General features: G+C 45.6%; 28 protein-coding genes and 1 other annotated feature. Of the genes, 5 read left to right on the plus strand and 23 right to left on the minus strand.

Translation table 11 applies throughout. From position 1 onward, the window contains the following. Positions 1-161 precede the first annotated feature (161 nt). The 10 genes from typA to F3H20_RS13265 all read right to left on the minus strand — a co-directional run bounded on the left by typA (position 162) and on the right by F3H20_RS13265 (position 10,735). Complete coding sequence (gene typA, locus F3H20_RS13225; RefSeq protein ID WP_149735387.1) at positions 162-1,976, minus strand: translational GTPase TypA; 1,815 nt, start codon at positions 1,974-1,976, stop codon at positions 162-164. Positions 1,977-2,185: 209 nt separating this feature from the next. After that, positions 2,186-3,793: an MBL fold metallo-hydrolase RNA specificity domain-containing protein gene (locus tag F3H20_RS13230; protein ID WP_149735388.1), complete on the minus strand. Its 1,608-nt coding sequence runs from the start codon at positions 3,791-3,793 to the stop codon at positions 2,186-2,188. A gap of 172 nt (positions 3,794-3,965) precedes the next feature. Beyond that, complete coding sequence (locus F3H20_RS19965) at positions 3,966-4,106, minus strand: hypothetical protein (RefSeq protein ID WP_188128328.1); 141 nt, start codon at positions 4,104-4,106, stop codon at positions 3,966-3,968. A 1-nt stretch (position 4,107) separates the two neighbouring features. Next, a complete protein-coding gene (murB, locus tag F3H20_RS13235) occupies positions 4,108-5,031 on the minus strand; it encodes a UDP-N-acetylmuramate dehydrogenase (RefSeq protein WP_149735389.1) in 924 nt (307 codons plus the stop codon). Then, on the minus strand, positions 5,018-5,368 hold the full coding sequence (locus tag F3H20_RS13240; RefSeq protein ID WP_149735390.1) for a YlbF family regulator: 351 nt from the start codon (positions 5,366-5,368) through the stop codon (positions 5,018-5,020). Before F3H20_RS13240 ends, murB begins: the two co-directional genes overlap by 14 nt. A gap of 243 nt (positions 5,369-5,611) precedes the next feature. Next, complete coding sequence (locus F3H20_RS13245; RefSeq protein WP_149735391.1) at positions 5,612-6,478, minus strand: TIM barrel protein; 867 nt, start codon at positions 6,476-6,478, stop codon at positions 5,612-5,614. A 4-nt stretch (positions 6,479-6,482) separates the two neighbouring features. Then, positions 6,483-6,941 (minus strand): tRNA (uridine(34)/cytosine(34)/5-carboxymethylaminomethyluridine(34)-2'-O)-methyltransferase TrmL, encoded by a 459-nt coding sequence (gene trmL, locus F3H20_RS13250; RefSeq protein ID WP_149735392.1) that lies wholly within the window; start codon positions 6,939-6,941, stop codon positions 6,483-6,485. Positions 6,942-7,040: 99 nt separating this feature from the next. Further along, complete coding sequence (locus tag F3H20_RS13255; RefSeq protein WP_149735393.1) at positions 7,041-8,204, minus strand: M20 metallopeptidase family protein; 1,164 nt, start codon at positions 8,202-8,204, stop codon at positions 7,041-7,043. 166 nt (positions 8,205-8,370) lie between these two features. After that, entirely contained in the window at positions 8,371-10,023 is a 1,653-nt protein-coding gene (gene ilvD / locus F3H20_RS13260) for a dihydroxy-acid dehydratase (RefSeq protein ID WP_149735394.1), read from the minus strand. A gap of 268 nt (positions 10,024-10,291) precedes the next feature. Next, positions 10,292-10,735 carry a YmaF family protein gene (locus F3H20_RS13265; RefSeq protein ID WP_091751141.1) on the minus strand — a complete coding sequence of 148 codons (444 nt, stop codon included), beginning with the start codon at positions 10,733-10,735 and terminating at the stop codon, positions 10,292-10,294. 377 nt (positions 10,736-11,112) lie between these two features. On the opposite strand from F3H20_RS13265, the gene F3H20_RS13270 reads away from it, so the two are divergent. Both F3H20_RS13270 and hydG read left to right on the plus strand, forming a co-directional pair. Next, on the plus strand, positions 11,113-11,382 hold the full coding sequence (locus F3H20_RS13270) for a TM1266 family iron-only hydrogenase system putative regulator (RefSeq protein WP_149735395.1): 270 nt from the start codon (positions 11,113-11,115) through the stop codon (positions 11,380-11,382). A gap of 2 nt (positions 11,383-11,384) precedes the next feature. Then, a complete protein-coding gene (gene hydG, locus F3H20_RS13275; protein WP_149735396.1) occupies positions 11,385-12,812 on the plus strand; it encodes a [FeFe] hydrogenase H-cluster radical SAM maturase HydG in 1,428 nt (475 codons plus the stop codon). Positions 12,813-12,868: 56 nt separating this feature from the next. Here the strand turns inward: hydG and F3H20_RS13280 are convergent, their stop codons facing one another. From F3H20_RS13280 to F3H20_RS13330, 11 genes are all read right to left on the minus strand, one after another. After that, positions 12,869-13,738 carry a prephenate dehydrogenase gene (locus tag F3H20_RS13280; protein ID WP_149735397.1) on the minus strand — a complete coding sequence of 290 codons (870 nt, stop codon included), beginning with the start codon at positions 13,736-13,738 and terminating at the stop codon, positions 12,869-12,871. Further along, positions 13,735-14,751: a 3-deoxy-7-phosphoheptulonate synthase gene (gene aroF / locus F3H20_RS13285; protein WP_149735398.1), complete on the minus strand. Its 1,017-nt coding sequence runs from the start codon at positions 14,749-14,751 to the stop codon at positions 13,735-13,737. Before aroF ends, F3H20_RS13280 begins: the two co-directional genes overlap by 4 nt. Before the next feature lie 71 nt (positions 14,752-14,822). After that, positions 14,823-15,060: a binding site (T-box leader), on the minus strand. 66 nt (positions 15,061-15,126) lie between these two features. After that, entirely contained in the window at positions 15,127-15,366 is a 240-nt protein-coding gene (locus F3H20_RS13290; RefSeq protein WP_091751127.1) for a MoaD/ThiS family protein, read from the minus strand. A gap of 180 nt (positions 15,367-15,546) precedes the next feature. Further along, a complete protein-coding gene (locus tag F3H20_RS13295) occupies positions 15,547-16,245 on the minus strand; it encodes a C40 family peptidase (protein WP_223191762.1) in 699 nt (232 codons plus the stop codon). Positions 16,246-16,547: 302 nt separating this feature from the next. Further along, a complete protein-coding gene (locus F3H20_RS19970; protein ID WP_188128329.1) occupies positions 16,548-16,808 on the minus strand; it encodes a hypothetical protein in 261 nt (86 codons plus the stop codon). A 12-nt stretch (positions 16,809-16,820) separates the two neighbouring features. Further along, the gene (gene speD, locus F3H20_RS13305; RefSeq protein WP_091751121.1) at positions 16,821-17,636 is read right to left on the minus strand and encodes an adenosylmethionine decarboxylase; all 816 of its coding nucleotides are present in this window, start codon (positions 17,634-17,636) and stop codon (positions 16,821-16,823) included. A 355-nt stretch (positions 17,637-17,991) separates the two neighbouring features. Next, positions 17,992-18,444, minus strand: a complete 453-nt coding sequence (locus F3H20_RS13310; protein ID WP_149735399.1) for an N-acetyltransferase — start codon at positions 18,442-18,444, stop codon at positions 17,992-17,994. A 30-nt stretch (positions 18,445-18,474) separates the two neighbouring features. Beyond that, on the minus strand, positions 18,475-19,122 hold the full coding sequence (gene nth / locus F3H20_RS13315) for an endonuclease III (protein ID WP_149735400.1): 648 nt from the start codon (positions 19,120-19,122) through the stop codon (positions 18,475-18,477). Between the two features lie 3 nt (positions 19,123-19,125). After that, entirely contained in the window at positions 19,126-20,484 is a 1,359-nt protein-coding gene (locus F3H20_RS13320) for a PFL family protein (protein ID WP_149735401.1), read from the minus strand. 24 nt (positions 20,485-20,508) lie between these two features. Beyond that, positions 20,509-20,778, minus strand: a complete 270-nt coding sequence (locus F3H20_RS13325; protein ID WP_091751195.1) for an ACT domain-containing protein — start codon at positions 20,776-20,778, stop codon at positions 20,509-20,511. A 244-nt stretch (positions 20,779-21,022) separates the two neighbouring features. Further along, positions 21,023-21,934 (minus strand): NAD(P)/FAD-dependent oxidoreductase, encoded by a 912-nt coding sequence (locus tag F3H20_RS13330; protein WP_149735402.1) that lies wholly within the window; start codon positions 21,932-21,934, stop codon positions 21,023-21,025. A 256-nt stretch (positions 21,935-22,190) separates the two neighbouring features. On the opposite strand from F3H20_RS13330, the gene F3H20_RS13335 reads away from it, so the two are divergent. Next, positions 22,191-22,400: a DUF896 domain-containing protein gene (locus F3H20_RS13335; protein ID WP_149735403.1), complete on the plus strand. Its 210-nt coding sequence runs from the start codon at positions 22,191-22,193 to the stop codon at positions 22,398-22,400. Between the two features lie 221 nt (positions 22,401-22,621). On the opposite strand, the gene F3H20_RS13340 is transcribed toward F3H20_RS13335, so the two are convergent. Together F3H20_RS13340 and F3H20_RS13350 are read right to left on the minus strand one after the other, a co-directional pair. Next, positions 22,622-23,005 (minus strand): DUF1540 domain-containing protein, encoded by a 384-nt coding sequence (locus tag F3H20_RS13340; protein WP_149735404.1) that lies wholly within the window; start codon positions 23,003-23,005, stop codon positions 22,622-22,624. Between the two features lie 337 nt (positions 23,006-23,342). After that, positions 23,343-24,641, minus strand: coding sequence for an APC family permease (locus F3H20_RS13350; protein WP_149735406.1), 1,299 nt, complete (start codon positions 24,639-24,641; stop codon positions 23,343-23,345). A gap of 314 nt (positions 24,642-24,955) precedes the next feature. On the opposite strand from F3H20_RS13350, the gene F3H20_RS13355 reads away from it, so the two are divergent. Next, the gene (locus F3H20_RS13355; protein WP_149735407.1) at positions 24,956-26,308 is read left to right on the plus strand and encodes a pyruvate carboxylase subunit B; all 1,353 of its coding nucleotides are present in this window, start codon (positions 24,956-24,958) and stop codon (positions 26,306-26,308) included. A gap of 111 nt (positions 26,309-26,419) precedes the next feature. After that, positions 26,420-26,685, plus strand: a 266-nt coding sequence (locus tag F3H20_RS13360; protein WP_149735408.1) for a hypothetical protein, incomplete at its 3' end; no start/stop codon positions are given.

Below are 26,685 nucleotides of genomic sequence, written 5' to 3' on the forward strand. Positions count from 1 at the left end.
TCCTGCCATACCAGGCTAAAGATACTATCCATGATAACTATATGTATTATCTTATTTCGACAGTTGGATAAAAAATCCTTCAATATTTATTAGGATTATACAGTTATATAGTAATTTTTTCAAAAATAACAGCAGTTCCTGAGAACTGCTGTTATTTGCTGTTAGCCCTGTGAGTTTTTTCTATCGCGACCTCGCATTTGCCTGTCAAGAACACTCTTTCTTAAGCGAATGCTTTTCGGTGTTACTTCTACCAATTCATCTTTGTTAATGTATTCAAGGGCCTGTTCCAGGCTTAATATGCGAGGTGATACCAAACGCAAGGCTTCATCGGAAGCACTCGAGCGCATATTGGTAACATGCTTTTTCTTGCAGGGATTTACATCCATATCCATATCTCTGGTGTTTTCTCCAATAATCATGCCTTGATAAACAGCCTGACCGGGGACGACAAACATAACGCCGCGATCCTGTACGCTATGGATCCCGTAAGCAGTTGTTTCACCATTTTCAAAAGCTACTAATGCGCCTCGCGTACGGCCCGGAATATCGCCTTTATAAGGAGCATAGCCGTTAAAAATGTGATGCATGATGCCATTGCCCTTGGTATTGGTTAAAAACTCGGAACGGAAACCAATGAGTCCCCGCGCCGGAATGATAAACTCCATGCGCAAGTAGCCGGCTAATTCAATCATATTAACAAGCTCCGCTTTACGGGTTCCCAGCGATTCCATAACGGCCCCCATATATTCTTGAGGGACATCAATCGTCAAAAATTCCATCGGTTCACAGGATTGTCCGTTAATCGTCTTAAAAATAACCTCTGGCTTACCAACCTGAAACTCATAGCCTTCCCGGCGCATAGTTTCAATCAAAATGGAAAGATGCAGCTCGCCCCGTCCCGACACTTCAAAAGCATCAGGCGTATCGGTTTCTTTTACTCTAAGGCTTACGTTGGTTTCCACTTCTTTGAACAAACGGTCTCTTAAATGGCGCGACGTCACAAATTGTCCTTCGCGACCGGCAAACGGACTGTTATTTACAGAAAACACCATCGCCAAGGTAGGTTCATCAATGTTAATCGTCGGCAAAGCTTCCGGATTTTCCGCATCCGCAATAGTATCACCAATGTTAACACTTTCCAGACCCGTAATAGCTACAATATCGCCCAAACCTGTTTCTTTTACTTCCGTCCTTTTTAAACCTTCATAGGTATATAAACGGCCAATTCGCGCCTTAGTCACAGTATCGCCGTTAAGTACCGCTACAGCTTGTCCATTAACTACCCTGCCGCGCATAACCCGGCCGATGGCGACACGGCCCACATACTCATCATAGTCTAACGTGGTAACCATAATCTGTAAAGGACCTTCCGCTTCACCAACCGGAGCTGGAATGGCTTCAATCAGCAGTTTAAACAAAGGCTCTAAGTTGCTGCTCTCATCCTCCATGGTCGTCTTGGCAATTCCGTCGCGGGCTGCGGCGTAAATAACCGGGAAATCCAATTGCTCATCATCGGCATCCAATTCGATAAACAGCTCCAGGACTTCGTCTACAACATCGGCCACCCGTTCATCAGGACGGTCTATTTTATTAATAACCACTATCGGCTTCAGTTTTTGTTCCAAGGCTTTGCGCAAAACATACTTTGTCTGAGGCATAGGACCCTCGAATGCATCCACCAGAAGCAAAACACCATCTACCATATTTAGAACCCGTTCCACTTCACCACCAAAATCGGCATGGCCCGGCGTATCCACAATGTTGATCTTAACTCCTTCATACATAACCGATGTATTTTTTGCTAATATAGTGATGCCCCGCTCCCGTTCCAGATCGTTGGAGTCCATAACTCTTTCCACCACTTGTTCGTTGGAGCGAAACACACCGCTTTGCCGAAGCATAGCATCCACTAACGTAGTTTTACCATGGTCAACGTGTGCAATAATTGCTATATTCCGTAAATCCTGTCGTTTCATATTTTTCATTTACCCCCTGATAATCCTTAAACTAAAAAACCTTGATAAAAATAAGAAAGGATGGCATGTTCATGCACCCTTTCTTAGTAAACTCACTGTTTAGATACGAAACTGTAAACATGTACACTTCAATATATTATAATGCTCTTTCCCTGTCAATATTAAACCGAAATTTTTTTATTATTTCACAGTCTATTCAGCGAAAAAACCTATTGTCCAGAGATCACTTTTTTCAAATCACCGGACAGTTTTTTGAATTGATTCATTGCCTCTTTAGCCTTAGCAGTATCGGTAAGCATGAGCTGTTCCAGCTTTTTACGGTATTCTGCCAATTCAGTCTCAATTACAAGCAGCGAATCCTGCAACTGTTTAACCGCCGGATCCATACCGGCAAGTGTAGACGGTTCCATTTGCCATTGCCGCCCGTCAAATACAGCCGTTTCACCATAGCTAGGTATATAGGTGCTTACCCCCAATTGCTCTTCCACCAGTTTAGCGAAAGGTTCGGACATATCCGATTCACCATGGACAAGGAAAATATTAGCCGGTTTACCGGTAAAATGCTCCAGCCAATCTAATAACTGACTGCGGTCGGCATGAGCTGAGAAACCATCCATATTGTGAATTTCCGCCCGGACACTGATCTCTTCACCTAAAATTTTTACTCTTTTCACGCCTTCAATCAACCGGCGACCTAGACTGTCCTGTGCTTGATAGCCCACAAATAATACGCTGGACTCGGGCCGCCACAAATTGTGCTTCAGGTGATGTAAAATTCGCCCCGCATCGGCCATTCCGCTGGCTGAGATGATAATGGCGGGCTGTTCCATGTTGTTAAGTGCCTTCGATTCCTCCGCCGTTTTCGTAAAAGTCAGCTGTGGCATATGCAAAGGATCATCATGCTCTTTGAAAAGTAAATCATAGGCCTCACTATCATATTCCTGAACATTTTTCATAAACACATCGGTAGCAGAGATAGCCAGCGGGCTATCGATAATGACCGGAATATCCGGTATCCGCTTGGCTTTAAACAGTTTATGCAGATAATAGAGCAGCGTCTGGGTCCGGCCCACAGCAAAAGAAGGAATGATGACATTGCCGCCACGATTAAAGGTGCTGTTGATTACCGCAGCCAGCGCCTCCTCTTTGTCATATGTCTCATGTAGCCGGTTACCATAGGTTGTTTCCGTCAAAATATAATCGGCCTCCGTTATATATACGGGATCTTTGATAATCGGCTGATCCGGCTGTCCTAAATCGCCGGAAAATACGATCTTGACAGTTTTCTGATTTTCAGTCACCCACACTTCCAAAAGCGAAGACCCTAAAATATGACCGGCCTCCCGGTAACGGACCCGAATCTCCGGTGAAAGGAAAAGATCTGTATTATAATCAACATAAGAGAATTGTTTTAAACAGGCGTAGGCATCTTCTACCGTGTAAAGAACTTCTACCGGTTTTTTGCCGGCACGTTTTCCTTTGCGATTGGCAATTTCCGCGTCAAACTCTTGTATATGGCCGCTGTCGGGCAGCATAATCCCACATAGTTCGGCCGTAACTTTGGTTGCATGAATCTTGCCTTTAAAACCATCCTTGCACAGTCGGGGAATTAAACCACTGTGATCAATGTGCGCATGGGTTAATAACACACAGTCAATCTCCGCCGGGTTATAAGGAAACGGACGATAATTTAACGACCGAACGGCTTTCGAACCCTGAAACATGCCACAATCAATCAGGACCTTGCGCTCCGCTACCTCTAAAAGATACGATGAACCTGTTACGATTCGAGCTGCACCCAGAAAGGTTAATCTCATAGCTATTAACTCCTTTACAGCTTCCTGTTTTTCTTCTCACTATCAGTATATACGAAATTCCATTTTTATGCTATACCTGCAACCTTAGTTTATAAGCCTGGCATTATACTAGGACGTCACTGATTTATTCACACTGCGCAGGCTGGCGGATCTTTTTCTGTCTGGCTAGTCATCAAACTTTGAAATAGGAATCGTGTTCCTGCGATTTTACTTCCTTGCCCGCCGAAAAATCTCTCGCCAGGCGACCAGGCTCATTATCGGTGGTTCCCTTGACAATAAATAGGACTTGGCAACCGCCAAGCCTGTTCATCATTTCATTCTTCCCCAATAATCCGCACTTCCGGATGAAGCATAACTCCCGCATACTCATATACCCGTTGCTGTACTTCTTCGATCAAGGCCAGGACATCACGGGCTGTGGCGCCGCCGGCATTAATAATAAAACCGGCATGTTTTTCGGAAACCTGAGCTCCGCCTACCCGCAGCCCTTTTAATCCCGCCTGCTCAATCAAGGTACCGGCAAAATATCCCGGCGGACGTTTAAAAGTACTGCCAGCACTGGGCAATTCTATCGGTTGCTTGCTTTCGCGGCGCTGTGTAAAATCACACATTCTTTGATTGATGTTTCGCTGTTGTCCAAGTAAAAGTTGCACTTCCACTTCATAAATGATGCAATGATTATCCTGAAAAATACTATGCCGGTATCCAAAATCAAGCATATCACGGGTGAAGCGTTTAGCTGTCCCATCCGGGCAGACGGCAGACACAGCCGCCACAATTTGGCTCATTTCACCATCATACGCTCCGGCATTCATAAACACAGCGCCGCCAATGCTGCCCGGGATTCCCACCGCAAATTCCATCCCTGCCAGATGCTGATTCTCCGCGTAACGGGATACATCACCCAAAATAGTACCGGCACCGGCGATAAGACAGCTTCCCTGCCTTCTTACATAGCTCATATTTTCGCCCAGTTTCAGCACCAAGCCTCTAATCCCCTTGTCCCGCACTAACATATTGGAACCATTGCCAATCACCGTAACCGGCACTGTGAATTGCTGTGTCAGCTTTAACACGGCCATAATTTCCTGCTCTGAACCAGGCAGAAAAAGATAATCAGCCGGTCCGCCAATACGAAAAGTCGTATGATTGGCCATCGGCTCCTGCAACAGCAAATGTTCCTCTTTTACAACCTCTTGTAATTTTTTTAAAAACTCATTACAGTTATCTTTTTTCAATAAAATCCAGCCCTTCAGCAGTTGCATCTCCAATAATTTTATAAACATCTCCCATCATGCGCTGAAACCGCATATAGGCCTGTAAAAAGTCACGGGCCTTGGTATTCAGTGCCAGGACTTCATACATTTTATGCAACTGAGCCGTTTTATTTTTGTCTTCCGGTTTTCCCGACATAATTTCAAATTCCAGTTCCATCTGCTTGGCGATGAATTCCTGGATCATCTTCTTTGCCTGTTCATCCGTATCTATGGCTTGTTTAACCGTCATAAACTCACGATATTCCGTCGAATGTTTCAAGGCATCGGCTAAATCATGGGCTTTATCATATATGCTCATTATATCCTCCATCTTATCCTCATCAATTAGGATATGCTTATTTACAGTACTCCATGCAGCGCTTAGCGCTGTGATGACACTTCTTTATCTAGGGAACCACTGATTTATTCACACCGCGCATCCTGGCGGATCTTTTCCCGTCTAGCTGCGTCAGTAAAACCTTGAAATAGGGTCCGCTATTCCTGCGGTTTTACTTCCTTGCCAGCCGAAAAAATCTCTCGCCAGACTGGCAGGCTCATTACATCAGCGGTTCCCTAGGCCCAACAACCGGAAATACATTTCCTGCATTTGCCTGGCATCAGCCGCCTGTGTGCCGGCTGATTCACAAATAATCCGCGGTGTATAACCCCGCTCGGCGCATAGCTCCAATAGCGGCTCATGCGGTGGTCCGAAAGGATCGGCAAAGGTCCAGTGTCTTTTTTCTCCCGCTTTGGTAAATTCAATCTTGCTAAAATGAATATGCAGATGCTTAGCAATTTCAGCACCTAATTCTTCGCTAATCCGGTCAAAAACCGCCGCGTATTCTTCCTTGCGGGTATATCCACCGGCACTGACGGCATGAAGATGTCCGAAATCAACAGCCGGAATGACCCAGGGCGACATCCGGCAAAGAGCCAGAACCTCCTCCAGATTTCCCAGTTGGTTCTGTTTGCCCATGGTTTCCGGGGCCAAATATATGCCGCTCAACCCTTCCTTCTCTACCTCATTCAACACCGCAGCAAACGAGGTTTTCGCTTTTTCCAGCGCTGTCTCCCGCGATTCCTTACCACAACCGCCCATATGAAAAACAATCCGGTCTGCCCCCAGCCAATGCGCCACCCGTAGGGAGCGGATAAAATGCTGTACCGTATTGGCTGAAATTTGGGCATCATTAGTGGCCAGACTGATATAATAGGGGGCATGTATACTAAGCCGTATGCCATGTTCCATAGCTGTTTGCCCTATGGCACGGGCCGTTGCTTCCTTTACGCGTGCACCACGGCTGCACTGATATTCGTAGGCGGTAAGCCCGTGTTCTGCCAGCCAGGGCGGCATCTCCACCGAGGCTTTATGCCCGGAATGATAGAATGCATCCGGATTGCCAGCCGAGCCAAATAATGCGTAAGACATCCAATCACCTTAAATTAATAAAATTTTGCTGCCGCAAACCCTCGTATACTACAATAGCCACCGCGTTTGATAAATTTAAAGAACGGGCCTCATTCAACATAGGAATCCTAATGCAATTTTCGTGATTTGCCGTCAACAAAGCTTCCGGCAGGCCAGCGGTTTCTTTGCCAAATACTAAGAAATCATCGGCCTGATAGGTCATTTCCGTATAGTGCTTCGACGCTTTTGTTGTATTAAAATAAAAATTATGCCCTGCATAGGCGGCAGCCACCTCAGCAAAAGACTCATGAATATGTACTTTGACCAAGTGCCAATAGTCCAGACCGGCACGCTTTAAATAACGGTCTTCTATGGAGAAACCAAGCGGTTTTACTAAATGAAGCTCACTGTTTGTCGCTGCACATAACCGGGCAACATTTCCCGTATTGCCGGGAATTTCTGGTTCAACTAAAACGATATGCATATTCTATCACCTACCATTCTGACGAAACCTATACCGAGTATGATTGTAACATTAAACGAACATTCCTGCAAAAAATGTTTTAAAATCCGCTACCCCTCTTCATAGCAGCTTCAAAGCAGTCCTGACCAAAAATTCCGTTCCATAGGACAAGGCTGCCTCATCAATATCAAATTTCGGATGATGCTGCGGATAAATAATGCCTTTAGCCGGATTCCCACTCCCGATAAAGAAAAAACCGCCCGGAATTTTCTCCTGATAACAGGAAAAATCCTCACCGCTCATCACCGGCGGTATTTCCAGCACCTTATCCGCTCCTACGATCTCGGCACCAGCCAGCATCCCCTGTTTGACAATCTCCGGCGCGTTGATTACCGGCGGGCACCCAGTTCCTTTTTTAAAGGTACAGGTAGTTCCCGTTGCCACGCCTATGCCCTGAACAATTTGTTCTATCCGGAAAAGAATAGCCTGCCGCAGCTCCGAATTAAAGGTACGTATCGTTCCTCTGATCGTAGCCGTATCGGGAATGACATTATATACATTCCCGGACTGGAAAGAACATACGGAAAGTACGGCTGAATCCATCGGGTCAACATTCCGGCTGACCACCGTATTGAGCGCTAATACAATCTGTGTTCCCGCTAATAAGGCATCAACCGTCTGATGCGGCATAGACCCATGGCCGCCACGGCCCTGAACGGTAATGATAAATTCATCGGGTGATGCCATCATCGGACCATAGGTACTTCCGATGGTTCCGACTGCCAAGGCCTGCCATAAGTGAACGCCAATAATCGACACAACGCCGTCAAGAGCTCCCTCTTTAATTAAAGACATGGCACCACTAGGCGGCTCTTCTTCCGTAGGCTGAAACAAAAGCCGTACGGTTCCGCTGAACTCTTTATATTCCGACAGAATTTGGGCCACCCCCAGCAACATAGCGGTGTGGCCGTCATGGCCGCAGGCATGGCAAACACCATCATGTACCGAATGATATTCAGCGGTTCCTTCGTCCTGAACTTTCAAAGCGTCCATATCCGCCCGTACTGCCACGGTTTTCCCCGGCCTGGTTCCTTCAATTTCAACAACCACTCCCGTACCGGCGGCCTTACGCGGCCGGAGACCAATAGCCGTCAATTCTTCCATAATTTTTTTCTGCGTATTGAACTCTTTTCCGCTGACCTCCGGATATTTGTGAAAATGGCGGCGCAGCAGAATAACTTTCTCAGCATATTGTTTTACAAGTAAACCGATCTTATCATCCATGGTTAACCTCTATGCAATTTATTTTTTTACAACATAAATTCGCTATTTTTAAGAATAACCCTCCTAAGACATCTTTTTTTACAAGCTTGCGCGTTTGCATAAAAAAACTCCCGACAACCGCCAATACAGGTATTGTGCGCATTGTCAGGAGGTATCATACTTCTCCCTACTTTACAACGGCTCCGGTGCTGGCCGAAGTTACCATTCTCATGTACCTTGCCAGATAGCCGCCCTTCACCTTAGGCTCCGGTGCCGACCATTCATCCCGACGCCGCGCCAGTTCCTCTTCCAATATAACGACTTCCAGTTTCCGTTCCGGAATATCAATGCTGATTATATCGCCCTCTTTGACCAACGCAATCGCCCCTCCCTCGGCTGCTTCGGGAGAGATGTGCCCAATACAGGCGCCTCTGGTTGCGCCGCTGAAACGCCCGTCAGTTAGCAAGGCCACCCGCAGTCCCATACCGGCAATAACCGCAGTGGGGTTAAGCATCTCACGCATCCCGGGTCCGCCTTTAGGCCCTTCATAGCGGATTACCACCACTTCCCCATTGTTTACCTGTTTGCCGATAATTGCTTCAATGGCTTCATCCTCAGAATTAAACACTCTTGCCGGACCTTTGAACACCAGCATATCTTCGGCTACCGCACTTTCTTTTACCACCGCACCATCCAACGCCAAGTTACCGTGCAGTATGGCAATGCCGCCTCGCTTGCGGTACGGTTCCTCAATAGTCTTAATGACATCAGGCCGCCTAGTCACGGCCTGTTCAATCCTTGAGCCAATCGTTCCATCTACCGTCAACGCATCGGTATGAATGATTCCCGTTTTAGATAATTCCCGCATAACCGCCGGAATCCCCCCAGCTTCGTTTAAATCCTGCAAATGATGTATACCGGCCGGGCTTAGTTTGGTAATATAAGGCGTTTTCAAGCTAATCTCATTAAATAAATCCAACGGCAATTCCACTTCCGCCTCATGAGCAATGGCTGTTAAATGGAGCACCGTATTGGAGGAACCGCCAATTCCCATATCCACGGCAATAGCGTTTTCAAAAGCCTTTTTGGTAAGAATATCACGGGGTTTCACGTCACGCTTAACCAAATCCAAGATGACCTGCCCGGCTTTTTTAGCCAGCATCTTGCGCGCCCCAAAATGAGCGGCGGGTATGGTTCCATTGCCCGGCAGTCCCATTCCCAGCACTTCTGTCAAACAGTTCATCGTGTTTGCTGTAAACAAGCCGGCACAGGAGCCACAGCCAGGACAGGCAGACTTTTCCATATCATCCATTTCCTCTGCACTGATCTTTCCAGCCTCATATAGTCCGGCAGCTTCAAACATTTGCGTTACGCTGACATCTTTTCCTTGATAGCGCCCGGCCATCATAGGACCGCCGCTGACTACCACACAGGGAATATTAATCCGTGCTGCAGCCATGAGCATACCCGGCACGATTTTATCACAGTTCGGAATAAGTACCAGGCCGTCAAAGGCGTGTCCCATGGCGACAGCCTCAATGGAATCAGCAACCAGTTCTCTGCTGGCCAAAGGATATTTCATTCCCTGATGTCCCATGGCAATCCCATCGCAAATACCAATAGCCGGAAACTCCAAGGGAGTCCCACCTGCGGCCGCTACGCCCAGTTTTACGGCTTCAGCGATGGAACGCAGGTGAATATGCCCCGGAATAATTTCATTAAATGCATTAACAACGCCAATCAGTGGTTTATTCAAATCTTCAGGTGTATACCCCATGGCATAGAATAACGACCTGTGAGCCGCTCTTGTGGACCCTTTTTTTACAATATCACTACGCATATCCTTCAACCACCCTGTTATATTTTTTATCCAGCCAGTCATGGCGGTATATTTCCCGGTTTGCCGGAAAATCACCCGACATCAGCAATTGCTTTTTCCAATGTGAAACGGAAAAACCGACTGCTATTGTTTGGTTTTCTGCTATATTCCATATTTATATCCAATATCCTGCTACAAAACATAGGTATTTTTAAACACACAGTTACAAAAAAGCATAATAAAAAAGCTGCCACCCCATGTAGCAGCTTAAAAATGATACATATATCGCTTATTCTTCTACCGGTAATCCATCCTCACGATACTTTTTATTCTTGCTCTTATGATGGTTGTCATCACAATCGGTATCGTCATCAGTATCATCATCACAGTCCGGCGCTAAGCCGGCAACTGCGGCAAAACTATGACAATGCCCGCAATCGCGGCTGGTGTCTCCTTCAAAATAATGGGTGTGGGTATCGTCAGGCATATCGATTGCCGGTCCTGATACAACATCAAACCAGTGCCAGTGTCCGTCGCCCTTGCCTGCAAAAAAGGATGTACGTCCTCTCACGCGGTGTACGTGAGAATTCCCCGCTTCGCGGGCAGGGCCGGTAACAGCCTGCATAATATGTTGATGATCGTCAGCCACATTAGTTATGGTATTGAACGTATGCACATGGATCGTATGCCTGTCGTCTTGATCCACTGAATTAATCCGCCCTTCGTCAGCCATTTTTCCTCCTCCTAATCATTGATTTAGACTAGCCATTATCAGGTCCACTATATATTACGCGGTGGTAAGCAATAAAGTTACAAAACAAGGCTACTTTAATAGCTCCCGGTTCCGTCTGCCGGAAATTTATATTATCGGTTTTCAGCATTTTGTTATATAATAAAAGTATCTGACGAAGGGTGCCTGTCACACTCCGGAGGACAAACCTATTTTTTTCTGCAAGCAAGGGCTGTATGCCTGCGCATAGGAAGACCATCTACCTGCCATGTTCTACGGGCCGGCCTTCTTATTGTGTGAAGAAGGCCTTTTTTATCATCTTTTTGAAGCAACTACTCTCCGCAAAGCGATCATTTCTTCTATTTAAGGAGGCGGCCTACATGTCCAAACGGATTGGTGTTGTCGGCATCATTATTGAAGACCCTAAAAATGTAGCCCACCGGGCTAATGCGATACTCTCACAATATAGTCACCTGATTACCGGCCGCATGGGCATCCCAAACCATAAGGAAAATGTGGGGGTCATCGCACTTATTATCGAAGGAAATACCGACGAAGTCGGCGCTCTGACAGGAAAACTTGGCAATCTTCCCGGCGTAACAGTAAAATCTGCCCTTACTGCAAAAACTATTGAAAAGGGAGAGAAGTAAGCATGATTGATGAAAAAGAACGGACAAGCGATGCCTTTATTGACGACTCACTGATTTGTCAGCTTTTAGCTGATGCTAAAGTAAAAGCGAGAGATCCCGGCATCGTAAAACAGATTTTAGCCAAAGCGCTCGGTTATCAGGGCTTATCCGCTGCCGAAGCCGCAACCCTTCTTGAAGTAAACGATTCCGACCTGCTGGAAGAATTATTTGCAGCTGCCTCGACCATTAAAGAAGCAATTTACGGAAAACGGATTGTTCTGTTTGCTCCCCTTTACATTGCCAACTACTGTATAAACAACTGTACTTACTGTGGCTATCGCCAGGCAAATCACCAGCATCGCCGCCGGTTGACAATGGATGAGATCAGGCGGGAAGTGGAAGTTTTAGAATCCATGGGACACAAACGGCTGGCGGTAGAAGCCGGTGAAGATCCGCTCAACTGTTCGATTGATTATGTGGTTGAAGCATTACAGGCCATTTATAGCGTTAAGTCCGGCAATGGTGCGATTCGCCGGGCCAATGTGAACATTGCGGCAACAACCATTGACGAATATAAAAAACTTAAGAGCGCAGGCATCGGAACCTATATTCTTTTTCAGGAAACCTACAACCGTCCAATGTACGCCAAGCTTCATGCCAGTGGACCGAAAACCGACTACAATTGGCACACCACGGCGATGGACCGTGCTATGCAGGCAGGTATTGACGATGTCGGCATCGGCGTGCTGTTTGGTTTATATGATTATAAATACGAAGTAACTGCTATGCTTCTGCATGCGGCTCATCTGGAAGCTACCTACGGAGTCGGCCCCCATACGATTTCAGTGCCGCGCCTGCGTCCGGCACCGGGCATTACGCTTTCCACATTCCCCTATCTGGTCGACGACACGGCCTTTCAAAAAATAATAGCTGTAATACGTCTGGCAGTCCCTTACACGGGCATCATTCTTTCTACAAGAGAGGACTCGGCTTTTCGTGACATATTAATTAACTATGGTGTATCCCAAATCAGTGCCGGTTCCTGCACCGGCGTCGGCGGTTATCAGGAAGCTTATCATCCCGATACAGTGCCGGCCAGTGCAGCCCAATTTGAACCGGCCGACAATCGCTCACCGGAGGAAATTATCCGGATGTTATGCGAACATGACTTTATCCCGAGCTATTGTACGGCCTGCTACCGCCAGGGACGCACCGGCGACCGCTTCATGCGTCTGGCCAAAAGCGGCGAAATACAAAATGTCTGTTTGCCCAATGCCTTGCTGACTTTCCAGGAATATTTACTGGATTACGCGACAGATGAACAGACCAAGGCCAGCGGTGAAAAGATGATTCAAAACGCCCTCGCTACCATTCCTCAGGAAAGTATCCGCCAACAGACAATAAAACGCCTGAAGGAAATCACGGAAGGTTCACGTGATTTATACTTTTAAAAACCCTGTGGACCGGAGTTTTTTTCTCCGGTCCACAGGGTTCCTTATTTCCAGCCCTATAGTGACGCGTTAATAAGCGCATCCCGTCTTTTCTTGGCAATGCTGAAAAATGTATGCAATGCCTGCCTGTCGCCTTCCTCAATATCCTCAATAACCTGTGAAAGTATAGCCCGTAAATTTTGCAGACTATCCGTAATCGCCCGAGGATTTGTCAGGCAAATATCCGACCACATATCGGCATTGGAAGAAGCAATCCGCGTGGTATCACGAAATCCTCCGCCAGCCAGCTTGAGACTCTCTTCCATATCATGCGAGAAGTCCAGCAAATGAACCATCGCTGCCGCCGCCACGTGGGGTACGTGACTAATCACCGCCGCACAGCGATCATGATCTTCGACCTTCATGGTCGTAATCTTCGCTCCGGTAAGCGCAATAAGCTCGGCTACTGTACTGACCGCTTCGGTCGAAGTGGATACTTCAGGCACCAGGATATACCATTTATTGATAAACAAGTGCGAATCAGCCGCCTGCATACCACTTTGCTCCAAACCGGCCATGGGATGACCGCTCACATAGAAAACACCTGGCGGCAAAATATGGTTGATCCGATCGGCTATATAACCTTTAGTACTGCCAACATCCGTAATGATAGTCCCCTGTTTTAAAAACGGTGCTATTTTTTCCACTATAGGCACGATTTGCAGCACCGGTGTACAGATAAAAATAATATCGGCATCGACTACACCTTCCGTCAAATCGACAATTGCCCGGTCTGCAGCCTTACGTTCTAAAGCCAGCTCCAATGTAGCGGTACGGGTAGCCACTGCTGTAATGAAAAACCGGTCGGGATCAGCTTCTTTTAATGCCAGCCCTATTGAACCGCCGATAAGGCCCATGCCAATGATGGTGATATTTAATTTCTTCATAGCAAGGATTTACCTACCACAGCCCCAATCTGAGCAACCTCTTGCATCACCAGCGAAAAGTTCTCCGGTGTAAGCGACTGCTTGCCGTCGGACAAAGCCCTGCTGGGATCGGGATGAACTTCAATCATCAAGCCATCCGCACCGCCGGCAATCGCGGCGCGAGACATAGGACGAACCAGCTTCCATTTTCCCGTTCCGTGGCTTGGATCCACAATAATCGGTAAATGGCTGATACTCTTTACCGCAGCAACCGCGCTTAAATCCAATGTGTTACGGGTATAATCTTCAAACGTCCGGATACCCCGTTCACAAAGCGCTACATTGTAATTCCCTTCACTCATGATATATTCCGCTGCATTAAGCCATTCATTAATCGTAGCGGCCAGGCCCCGTTTTAAGAGTACCGGCTTATTAGTCCGTCCCACGGCTTTTAGCAATTGGAAGTTTTGCATATTTCTTGCGCCAATCTGCAGCATATCCGCGTAGGCGCTCACGGTAGCTACTGATTCCACATCCACCACTTCGGTAACAATTTTCAGGCCTGTTTTTTCTCTGGCCTCTGCCAAAAATTCCAATCCCTGTTTTTCCAAGCCCTGAAATGCATAGGGTGAGGTGCGTGGTTTGTAAGCACCGCCCCTTAAAAATTGAGCACCCGCCGCTTTGACAATATGGGCTGATTCCAAAAGCTGTTCACGACTCTCCACGGCGCAGGGACCGGCCATAACAGTAAGCTGTCGTCCGCCGATTTGTACACCACCAACATCAATGATTGTGTCTTCCTGCTTAAAGTCACGGCCAACCAATTTGTAAGACTCGGTCACTGACACAGTCTTCTCCACGCCAGCCATGGCTTCTACCGGTAATTCCGCAATGACCTTTTTGTCGCCGATAACACCGATAATCGTGCGGGTCGAGCCTTCCGATACATGTGCCTTTAGGCCGGTATTGGTCAGTTTGTCGATCACTTTTTTAATTTCCTCTTGCGTGGCATTTTGATTCATGACAATAATCACAACGATCCCTCCGTTATCACCTATTGATTTTATGTTTTACAAAAAAGAAACGCAAAAAATCCCGTCCCCTACTCAGGGACGGGATTAACCCGCGGTACCACCCTGCTTGCATTGCAAGCCGCTCAACTCAGGTACGAGACAAAGTCTGTATACCCTAGCCTATGGTAACGGTGGCGCTCCGGCATAGTCTACTCACATTTCGACCTGCTACTCCTAGGTGTATTTCAATCAGACTATCTACCGGGTCTCACCACCCCCCGGCTCTCTGCAAGACAAATCTAATTTACTTCTCCTACTCATTGCATTTACATTTTTTTGTTAAAGTTACTATAACAAAACCGTTTAACAATGTCAAGAAAAACTTATGGAATACGCTTAGCTGATCAAACCACTGGCAGGTAATAAATCTACTCTGTCTCCGTCTTGCAATGTCTGCCTGGCGCTACCGGCATTGCCATTGATTTTGATACTGCCGACTTCCGATGCTGCAATCTCCAACTCCTCCAAGAGCTCCTCTACCAGAATACTTTCCGATACATCTACTGCCAATATGCCACTGCTGCTTGAAGGTGCATATTTTTTTAATCCGGCATATAACCTTACTTCTATTACCATGTAACCCAACACACTCCCCTATACTTAAGTCCAGATCAGTTTGTTTACTATATACTCATGGCTGTGGCATAAATAACAAACACTTTAATAAGTTACTCATGTTTATTCGGCAGGAATTATAAAAATTCCTGCCGAATGTAATTTTTTGGAAAATATTTTATTTTCCTTTAATTTCCCACTTCAATACAAAACACGCCGGGCCCCCACGTAACGGGGTTTCCAATACACGTCATCCAGGCGACTTACCATAACGCCCCGGCTGGAAGAGGCATGAATAAACTGTTGTGCTCCTAAATAAATACCGCAATGGGAAGCACCAGGCTCATAGGTAGAAAAAAACACTAAATCACCAGGTTCCAGCTTTTTCAATTCCACTGCGCTGCCCGTTTTAAACTGTTCATCCGCCATGCGCGGCAAACGTTTTCCATTCTTACCAAACACATATTGAACCAAACCGGAGCAATCAAAACCTGTCGGCGTTTCTCCTCCGAATCGATAGGGAACCCCCAAAAGTTTTCTGGCCGTATCAATGATTGGTTTTGTTTTTTCCGGCAGATTTCCCGGCTTGTCCAGTTTGGGCATATCACGGCCCATTAACAGACGATAGGTTGCTGCATCCACTACACCGGTTTCTTTTAGTTTCTTATTTCTCTGGTACTTTTTCACGGCAACCGTCGTTCCTGCTGAAAAATACCCGTCAAGCTTCTCGTTTTTGCTCTCCCGGTAATAGCCGAGCTGCTTCAGCCTAAGTTGTATATTTTTAATTTCCGGCGCCCGCTCACCTTGCCGATAACCGGCCTCACCGGCATAGACAGTTGAAACTGACAGCAGCAGCACCAATATTAAAATAGCTGCCATCTTTCTATGTAAAATAAACATGCCTCTTCCTCCATCGGGCTGGTTAGGATTCCTTTTTCCACTATTTGTTAGAAAATTCTACATATAGTTTCAATATCCTGCATCTTTCACTCAGTTATACCGCTAATTTCCAGGCATATCTCCTGTATTTTGACTCACAATAACAGGGAAAGGGTCCGTAATGGTTGAGCCAAGACTGGCACCGGATCTCGCGCAGAGGTTCGGTGCCGGTCGGCCAAAGATCTATGCTGGGTCTGCGGGCTCAGTATCGGTCGGCGGGAAGATCGGTATGGGCCGTGTAAGGCTGTGCGGTAGCCCAACTGTTATCGCATGGTCGATAGCGGTGTATACCGGTCGAGCAAAGATTGCCAAGGGTTCCGGAATTTTATCCCGGAAAATTCACAGAGGTCTATTGTAGTCGGGAGATTGCAGTAGGTTTCCCAGGTATCTTTGGTAGTCGGGCAAAGGTCTTGGCCGGCGGTGTAATGCTTGTACGTAGTCGAAAGATTGCGTACAGGTACGTAGTTGCTGGTCCGGGCTGTAGCGAAGATCATTGCAGGCTCTTTTCCGCTATTATGCTTCATAAAAAAACATCCCTATACTTTAGGGATGTTTTTTCCATAAAAAATCTCGGCCATTTCTTTTTTTAGCCGCTGCTTAATTTTCTTCTTTTCGCCGGGAATTAATTCCTTTTGGTCAGTGCCGAATAAATAATTATCCAAGTCAAATTCTTTGAGCAGCATCTTGGTATGAAATATATTCTCCTGATACACATTGACATCAATCATATGATAAAGTTCACGGGTATCCTTGGAAATATAATTTTGAATCGAATTTATTTTGTGATCAATATAAAACTTTTTACCGTTTACGTCACGGGTAAAGCCGCGAACCCGGTAATCAATAATCGCAATATCCGAATTAAAGCTGTTTATTAAATAATTCAACGCTTTCAGTGGCGAAATTTCACCACAGGTAGATACATCAATATCTGCACGAAATGTACTAATCCCTTTGTCAGGGTGGCTTTCCGGATAGGTATGTACCGTGATATGGCTTTTATCCAGATGAGCTACAACTGCGTCCGGCAAAGGATCGTCAAGCCCGTTTGTTATGCTTTTAGTTGGTCCGGAAGAAAGCTTTCCTTCCGAAATGAGCATGGTCACACTAGCTCCCTGAGGATCATAATCCTGTTTAGCAATATTCAAAATATTGGCACCGATAATGTTGGCCACTTCGGTGAGAATTCCGGTAAGACGCTCCGCATTATATTCTTCATCGACATACTCAATGTATTTTTGACGGTGTTGAGGAGTCTTAGCATAGCAGATATCATACATATTGAAACTTAATGTCTTGGTCAAATTATTAAAGCCATAGAGCTTAAGCTTTTTAATTGACTTAATTTCCATCATCTTCTCCTCCATACTAAAAATCTAAATACTGATGAAGAATAGTAAAGTATCATTTTTATATCGCGATACAGCTTCCATAATACATTATACTTTTCTTACATAGTTTTTCAATATATTTATTTTTACAACAGACCATTAGTGATCCACCAACCTTTTAAGCAAAGATTGCTGATAGTCAAAAATTCGTCATCCATCGTTGTCGTCAGTTGCCTGGCGATATGCCTTCCTCTTCCGCCTTGGCTGACAAAATGTTTCCACGCCATCTTCTCCCAGTTTCAAAGTGGATGGACCACTAGCCTTAATGTAGCCACATAAGAAAATCCGTATCCCGGCTTTGGATACGGATTTTCTGCTAAATTTTTCTTACCATGGCAATCTCATCACAGTTAGGAAATTTAGCACAATTAATACATTCTTTCCACACCTTGTGGGGCAGTTGTTCTTTGGGAATTTCGGCAAACCCTAATTTCGCGAAAAAACCCGGCTGGTATGTTAAGGTAAACAGCGTTTTGATACCAAGCGTATATGCTTCTTTAATCAATAATTGAACAATCTCCCGTCCAATCCCCTGTTTCATATAATCAGGTGCAATCGCCATCGTCCTGATTTCCGCCAACTCATCCCAGACCAGGTGGAGCGCGCCTACACCGACAATACTCCCTCCATCTTCAGCCAAAATCATATCCCGCAAGGTTTCATACAATACGTTTCTTGAACGGGGCAGCATAACACCCTGTTCGGCATAATCATTTACCAATTTATGAATGGCCTCTACATCTTTAAATGTGGCCTTACGATAAATCATCTACTTATCCCTTCCGACTTAATTTATTCTCTATTTCTGCTGCTCCTGCAGCAGAGCACTGGGGCACAGTTCGCACAAACAGCAAACCGTACATTCCGGTTTGCGGGCTTTGCAAACTTTCCTGCCATGCCAGATAAGCCAATGATGGGCATCACTCCATTTGTCACGGGGAATCGCTTTCATTAGTCCTTTCTCCACTTCTAACGGCGTCTTACCTTTAGCTAACTGTAACCGATTTGCCACTCTAAACACATGGGTGTCTACAGCGATGGCCGGAATATGAAATAACTGGCTGACCACCACATTGGCAGTTTTGCGGCCAACCCCCGGCAATTTGACTAATTCCTCTATGCTATCGGGAACCTGCCCCTGATATTGCTCACACAACATCGTACAGGTAGCAATAATATTCTTAGCTTTGCTATGATATAATCCACAGTCACGAATTTGTTCTTCCAAACCGCTCTGACCTAATTCCAGTATCTTTTCCGGGGTACTGTATTTCGGGAACATCCTTCCGGTAATGATATTGACCCGAACATCGGTACATTGAGCTGACAAAATAACAGCAATTAATAATTCAAAGGGCGTTGTATAGGTAAGGGCTGTTGTCGTATCCTGGTATGTTTCTTCCAGCAGTGCCAGCATCTGCTGTTTTATGGCTTTGGTAACCCGCATAATTTAATTGGTCAAACTTCTGACAGGAGCCGGAATCCTGCCACCGCGCGCAATAAAATCATCCGACTTAAACGCACTAACCGGAAATATAGGACAATACCCAAACAAACCGCCATACTCGACTTTATCGCCGGCTTTTTTCCCCGGTGCCGGAATAATACGCACAGCCGTGGTTTTATTATTAATCATGCCGATAGCCGATTCATCGGCAATAATAGCCGAAATAGTAGACGCCGATGTATCACCAGGTATCGCAATCATATCCAGGCCGACCGAGCAGACGCAGGTCATGGCTTCCAGCTTTTCCAGACTTAAGCTGCCACGCTCAGCCGCTGCAATCATACCGGCATCTTCACTGACCGGAATAAAGGCGCCGCTCAAACCACCCACATGCGATGAGGCCATAAGGCCCCCCTTCTTCACTGCATCATTTAACAACGCTAAGGCGGCAGTAGTTCCGGGAGCGCCACAGCTTTCCAAACCCATTTCCTCAAGAATATGGGCAACGCTGTCACCAACGGCAGGAGTCGGTGCCAACGAAAGATCAATAATCCCAAAAGGAACTTTAAGACGGCGAGAGGCTTCCTGGGCTACAAGCTGGCCGACCCTGGTGATTTTAAAGGCTGTCCGTTTTATAGTTTCGGCAACTACGCTAAAGTCTTCTCCTTTTACATCTTCCAAAGCCCTTTTTACCACGCCGGGGCCGCTTACACCTACGTTAATGATATTTTCCGCTTCCCCTACACCATGAAAGGCGCCGGCCATAAAAGGGTTGTCCTCAGGCACATTAGCAAATACAACCAGTTTAGAACACGCAACAGCGTCCCGATCCTTGGTAAGTTCGGCTGCCCGCTTGATAACTTCCCCCATTTCACGCACCGCATCCATATTAATACCCGCCTTGGTAGACGCCACATTAACCGACGAACAGACCCGTTCCGTATATGCCAGCGCTTCGGGAATGGATTGAATAAGAATCCGGTCTCCTTTGGTATAGCCTTTTTCGACTAAAGCGGAAAATCCGCCAATGAAGTTAACGCCGACGATTTTTGCCGCTTCGTCCAACGCCTGAGCCACAGGTACAAAACTGTCGGTATGGCAGCTTTCTGCAGCAATAGCAATTGGCGTTACGGATATCCGTTTATTAATAATAGGAATCCCATATTCAGCTTCAATAGCCTCGCCCGTGCGGACTAGATTTTCAGCCAGCCGGGTTACCTTATCATAAACATTACGGCAAAATACCTTTACATCCGGATGGGCACAGTCCCGAAGACTAATTCCCATGGTTATGGTCCTGACGTCCAGATTGTTTTCTTCAATCATGCGATTTGTTTCGAAAATATCCTGTATAGTTAACACAATGAATGCTCCCCCCTAATCGCCTTATACACGATGCATAATTCTAAAAATATCTTCATGCTGCGCCTTGATTTCCAGGTTGATTTCTTCCCCTTTTTTCTTCAATACTTGTTGCAATTCGGTCAGACGGATCGTACTATTGGCCATGTCAACAATCATGACCATGTTAAAAAAGCCATCTACTATATTTTGGTTGATATTCAAAATGTTAACTTGGCTTTTGGCTAAAATATCACTCACCATGGCGATGATTCCAACACGATCTTCTCCCACTATTGTTACTACTACTTTCATCATGTATCACACTCCACATTTTTTTTGCTTTCACTAATTTCATAATTTCACACATATGTAATAGATATTGAATTATATTTATTATACGCAATTTCTGAGAAAAGCCAAGTATTTATAATAAAAAATCTACTATTATGCATAAAAAAACAATATGAGCCATACAGTAGTACTTAAACTGACGGCTCATTGAAAAGTAAACATGAACTAAGGAGCAGCAAAACAACCAGAACCTTCCGGGATTCGGTTATGCTTGGCGAAGCACATAGTTATAAGCCATCAACGCAGCCTTGGCACCGTCACCGGCAGCAATAACAATCTGTTTGTCCGGACCGTCATTCACATCGCCAGCCGCGAACAACCCCGGAATTCCTGTACCGGTTGCACAGTCCACTGCGATTTCACGTTCACCATTTAAATTCACCAGGCTTTCAGCAAACTCTGAATTAGGCTTTAGCCCAATTTCAACAAACACTCCCTGAACCGCAAGTTCTTTAGTTTCATTACCTTCGGTCTGACTGATAATAAATTTTTCAACTACCTGTTCACCGACAATTTCCTTGACAACATATCCTACTAGTTCAACCACATTGTCCAACACTCTTAATTTATCCATCAAAATAGCATCAGCTCTATACTTTTTACGTACTACCAAATAGACCTTGTCCGCCACACCGCCTAGTTCAATAGCAGCCTGCACCGCTGAATTGCCGCTGCCGATAACGGCTACGGTTTTACCGGCGAACAGAGGACCGTCACAAGTCGCACAATAGCTGACCCCTTTTCCCGTAAATTCCTCTTCCCCCGGAACCTCCAGCCGCCTGGGGCGTTTACCGGATGCAATGATAACTGACTTTGCCTGATATTCATTTCCTTCGTCACTTACCAGCGTAAAAGACCCATCGTCATTGCGCCGGAGCTGCACAATTTCCTCATATTTTATCGGAGTGGCAAACCGTTGCACCTGTTCCTCAAACTTTGCCATAAGCTCAGGGCCTGTAATAAATTGATACCCCATATAGTTTTCAATTTCCATCGTCCACATGGGCTGACCGCCAAACTCTTTCGTAATCAGCAAGGCATTCATTTTTTTCCTGGCGGCATAGACGGCCGCCGTCATCCCGGCCGGTCCCCCACCTATGATCAGTAACTCATACATATGAGTACTCCATCCTCCTTTGTATGCTATTCAAATACCAATACCGGCATAGAAAGTATCACTTTAGATTATACCGATCTTGGATAGAAGGAACCGTCAAACAATTCCTTACAAATTATTTTTTTAAATAAAAATCGCCAATTTTTTACTTTTAGTTTATCATCCTTTGTTACATCCTTCAACGGCTATGAGAAAAGTTGACACTTTAATGAAGATTTGATAATATTTTAGTATTTCTTAGATTGGAGTGACCTAATTGATAACTCCGGAAGTTATTGCCAGGATTAACGAACTGGCACAAAAACAAAAGAGCGGCGTTCTTAACGATTCAGAAAAAACGGAGCAGGCCCAATTACGACGTCTTTATATCGACAATATAAAAAAACAAGTTAAAGCACAGCTTGATTCCGTAACCGTCGTACCCCACAGTGAGACTTGCGGCTGCGGCTGTCACACAAAACACTAGTACATTGTCAACCCTAATCCTGTGAATACTGACGGTCTATTTTCTGCAAGCCTTCGTTGTCGTCAGTCAGCATACTTCCGGTATGCCTCCTTCCTTCGCCTCGTCTTGCAAAAAATAGCCTCGCCATTATTCCCACAGTTTTAGAATTGACAAAGTACTAGTCTCTAAACCTGGCGAAAGTCCGCATAAGTTTGCGGACTTTCGCCATATATTTTATCTGTCTATTTTTTCTTAAAAGTCTTACAATCGGTATCCTGCGAATTTGCCGCGTTATAGCCTGCAACTTCAATGGAAGAAGCCTGACAAACATTACTTTGGTGCCAATATGCACAGTGATTGACAAAGCATTCCACTTCCGGAGTGACTTGTTTCCCATCCATGAAAGCGCCTGTTATCATTCCGCCAATGTTCGAGTTATGAACTGCGCCGACCATATCGCCCACTGTTTTACGTTGATGAAATGATTTGCACTCTGTATCCCCGTTTTCCGAAGAGTAGCCCGCCTGCTCATTATTATATACGCTGATTTTGGCAGCCATGCACTGATCTCCCGGCATATAATGCGTGCATTGATCAACCGTGCATTTTACCGTAGGATTAGCCATACTGAACACCTCCTATTATTTTTATTAGTATGGCCTTTCCCATTCTTTTTATCCGGCTAAACAATAATCATTTCCCAGGCAGCCCGGACATCATAGTGGCAGTCCGGGCAATATAGCAAATGTATACAATAGTTCTGTTCCTGGCACGTGCCTTTTTCCATATATGGACTATATGAGCCCAGGTAATCTTCTACCGGGCCACCGTCCAGCATTGGTTCTCCACATTGCGGGCAAAAAGCTTCAACCGGGGTCAATCCGTTGCATACCGGGCAAACGATTTCCATAAACCTCACCCACACCTTATCAAATTTCGCCTGATCCCTTTCCAGTTGTTTCTTCACACTTTTCTAAAAAAGAACAATGGTATCCCGGCAGCAAGCCAAAGTACCGCCCAACAGGCATCCAACGGTTTATCAAAAAACATACTGATGACAATATAGCCTGCACCACCTATCGCGATAAGCGGCACGATGGGGTATAGCGGAACACGGTAAGAATGAGCCGTTCCTGGCTGCTGTCGCCGGCGCAAAATAAAAACGGCTGTAAAGGCCAGAATATAGAAAGCCCATATGATAAACATGGCAATATCCGTCAAGCTATCGGGTTTCCAGAATAAAATCAGTATAGTGGCCAAGCCTAATTCCAGCAAGGTTGCATATACCGGAGTCCCCCATGAACGTTGGACTCTTGAGAACACTGCAGCCAAAGGTATCACACCTCGTTCAGCCATAGCGAAAGGAACACGGGAGTTGGTCAGTATATAACCATTTAATGTTCCAAAAATGGAAATCAATATGCCGATGTTAATCAGTTTTCCCCCAAAAGCTCCAAACAACAACCCGGCTGCTGTTCCTGCCGCCTGCGTGCCCAGTGCCACCATGTCCTGGGCAGGTAATATGTGCAAAAGAGCGATATTCATGGCAAGATAGGCGGTTATGACAATGCTTAGCCCCACAAAAATAGACCTGGGAAGCTGCTTGCCGGGATCTTTCATTTCTCCGGCCACATAACTAACCCCCACCCAACCATCGTATGCCCATAATGTAGCTAAAATCGCCGCCCCCATACTGCCTTTTTCACTGACCGGCACACCTAAAACCTGATTTTTCCCCTGCAGAAGGCCGAAGGTAACAATCAGCAAAATCGGAACAAATTTAGCTACCGTAGCCGCCGACTGAATATAACCACCATATTTTGCCCCCAGACAATTTATGCTGCCCAACAGTAAAACCACACCCATGGCCACGCCCTTCTGCCAGGTATCGGGAAGCGAAAAAAACGGCAGGAACAATGCGGCGAAATATAAGGCCAGTGCCGCAATGGTTGCCGGTCCGTATATAACGCTTTGCACCCAACCAAACAGAAATGCCGGAAATTTACCATATATATTTTCCAAATAAGCATACACGCCGCCGGTTTTGGGAATACATGCCCCCAATTCGGCTATTGTCAGTCCAGCGCATAATGTGATGATGCCTCCCGCCGCCCAGGCTAAAAGCGCCATATTAGAATTGCCTGCCAGTTCCATCACTTTGCCGGCTTTAATAAAAATCCCTGAGCCAATCACCATGCCAACGACTAACGCCAAAGCAGCAGCGAGATTAAGCTCTTTTTTCAGTTGTTGCTTATTACCCAAACGCCTTCTCTCTCCCTTGATCCCATTTTTCCGGCAAAATTCCTCACACAACAAGATACATACTGATCTTATTGTGCCCAATCAATATACCGGCAATTACAAATAACTTTGTTTCCTGGATATGGACAGTTACTTAAATGAAATAAAAAATGAACTTTTCAGAAAAACTATAATGTATACAGTCTACAAGACACAATAGGTTTGCAAAACCAAAGGCAATGAGGTAAAATAAGGGTGTAAAAGATTGTTCAGTAAATAACTTTCTTTACTATCATCGAAGTTATTCTGATAAACATTGAACGGAGGGGAAAAATATGTCTGCAAAAAGACCTGTAAAAATTACGGAAACAGTTTTGCGTGATGGACATCAATCACTAGCTGCTACTCGCATGCGTATCACTGATATGCTGCCTTCATTAGAGCAACTTGATAATGTCGGTTATTTCGCTTTGGAAGCTTGGGGTGGCGCAACCTTTGACAGCTGCCTGCGCTTTTTGAATGAAGATCCCTGGGAAAGACTGAAAACTTTAAAGAAGCACGTGAAGAAAACTCCTATTTCCATGTTGCTCAGAGGTCAAAACATTTTAGGCTATAATCATTATGCCGATGATGTGGTTGAATTGTTCGTTAAGAAAATGGTTGAATATGGCGTTGGCGTGATTCGCGTTTTCGATGCCCTTAATGACGTCCGCAACCTGGAAGTGGCCATCAAAGCCGGTATTGAGTCAGGCGCTCATGTGCAGGGTGTATGTGTGTACACCATCAGCCCTTACCACACAAACGAAAGTTACATCAAGTTAGCCCATGAATTGGTTGATCGCGGTGTAAACTCCATTTGTATTAAAGACATGTCCGGTTTATTGAAGCCTTACGTGGCTTATGACCTGGTAAAAGCTCTCAAATCGGAAATCAAGGTTCCCATCGAATTGCACACCCACTATACCAGCGGCTTCGGCTCCATGGCTTATTTAAAAGCTATTGAGGCAGGCGTAGACATTATTGACTGTGCTTTGTCTCCGTTTGCTCTTGGTACGTCCCAGCCTTGTACGGAAAGTATGATTGCCACCTTGGAAGGCACTGAATATGATACCGGCATTGAGCGTAAAAATCTTAAACCGTTGGCCTTGCATTTCGCAGACGTTAAGAAGAGCCTCGCTAAAGATTTCGGCCTGAGAACCTACTTTGATGTAGACACAAATGTGCTTGACTTCCAGATTCCTGGCGGTATGCTTTCCAACCTGTACAATCAATTAAAAGAACAAGGTATGGAAGAAAAATACCAAGATCTGTTGGAAGAAATGCCGCGTGTTCGCGCCGACCTTGGCTATCCTCCGTTGGTAACTCCGACCAGCCAGATTGTCGGTTCCATGGCTACTTTTAATGTCATGCTGGGTGAACGTTATAAAATTGTTCCCCGTGAAGTTAAAGATTTAGCTCGTGGTAAATATGGTCGCACTCCGCTGCCGGTTGCTGAAGAAGTACGGGAAAAAATCATTGGCAATGAACCGATTATCGACTATCGTCCTGCAGATGATATCCCGCCGCAATTGGATACTCTTAAAGCACAGCTTGCCGAAAAGGGTTATCCCAATGCTTCTGTTGAAGATGTATTGTCTTACGCATTGTTCCCGGAAGTTGCACTTGAGTTCTTTAAAAACAACCGTTAAGCTAAACAAAAAGCCCCTCGTTGAACCGGAGTCTGAACCGGAGCAGGAAAAACGGACATTGAAAGAAAAAGCCTCCAGTCGTAGGATAGAATTACGACTGGAGGTTTTGTCATGTCAGGGAAAAAAGGGATGTCACGGTATGGCCAGGAGATGAAAGAGATAGTAGTCCAGGGGTATCGTAGAGGGATTAGCATACGCGAATTAAGCAGACAATATGGAATCAGTCGGTATGCCATCCAGAGCTGGTGCGGTCTGCGCAAGGAGGTAGAACTTCGCCATGCGGCGCCGCTGCCCAAGGGACGACCTACAGAAAAGTCGAAAACGCAGGAACAAACCATAAAACGTCTACAAATGGAAAATGATCTGTTACGAAGTTT

Source organism: Propionispora hippei DSM 15287 (genome assembly GCF_900141835.1).
Classification (GTDB): Bacteria; Bacillota; Negativicutes; order Propionisporales; family Propionisporaceae; genus Propionispora; species Propionispora hippei.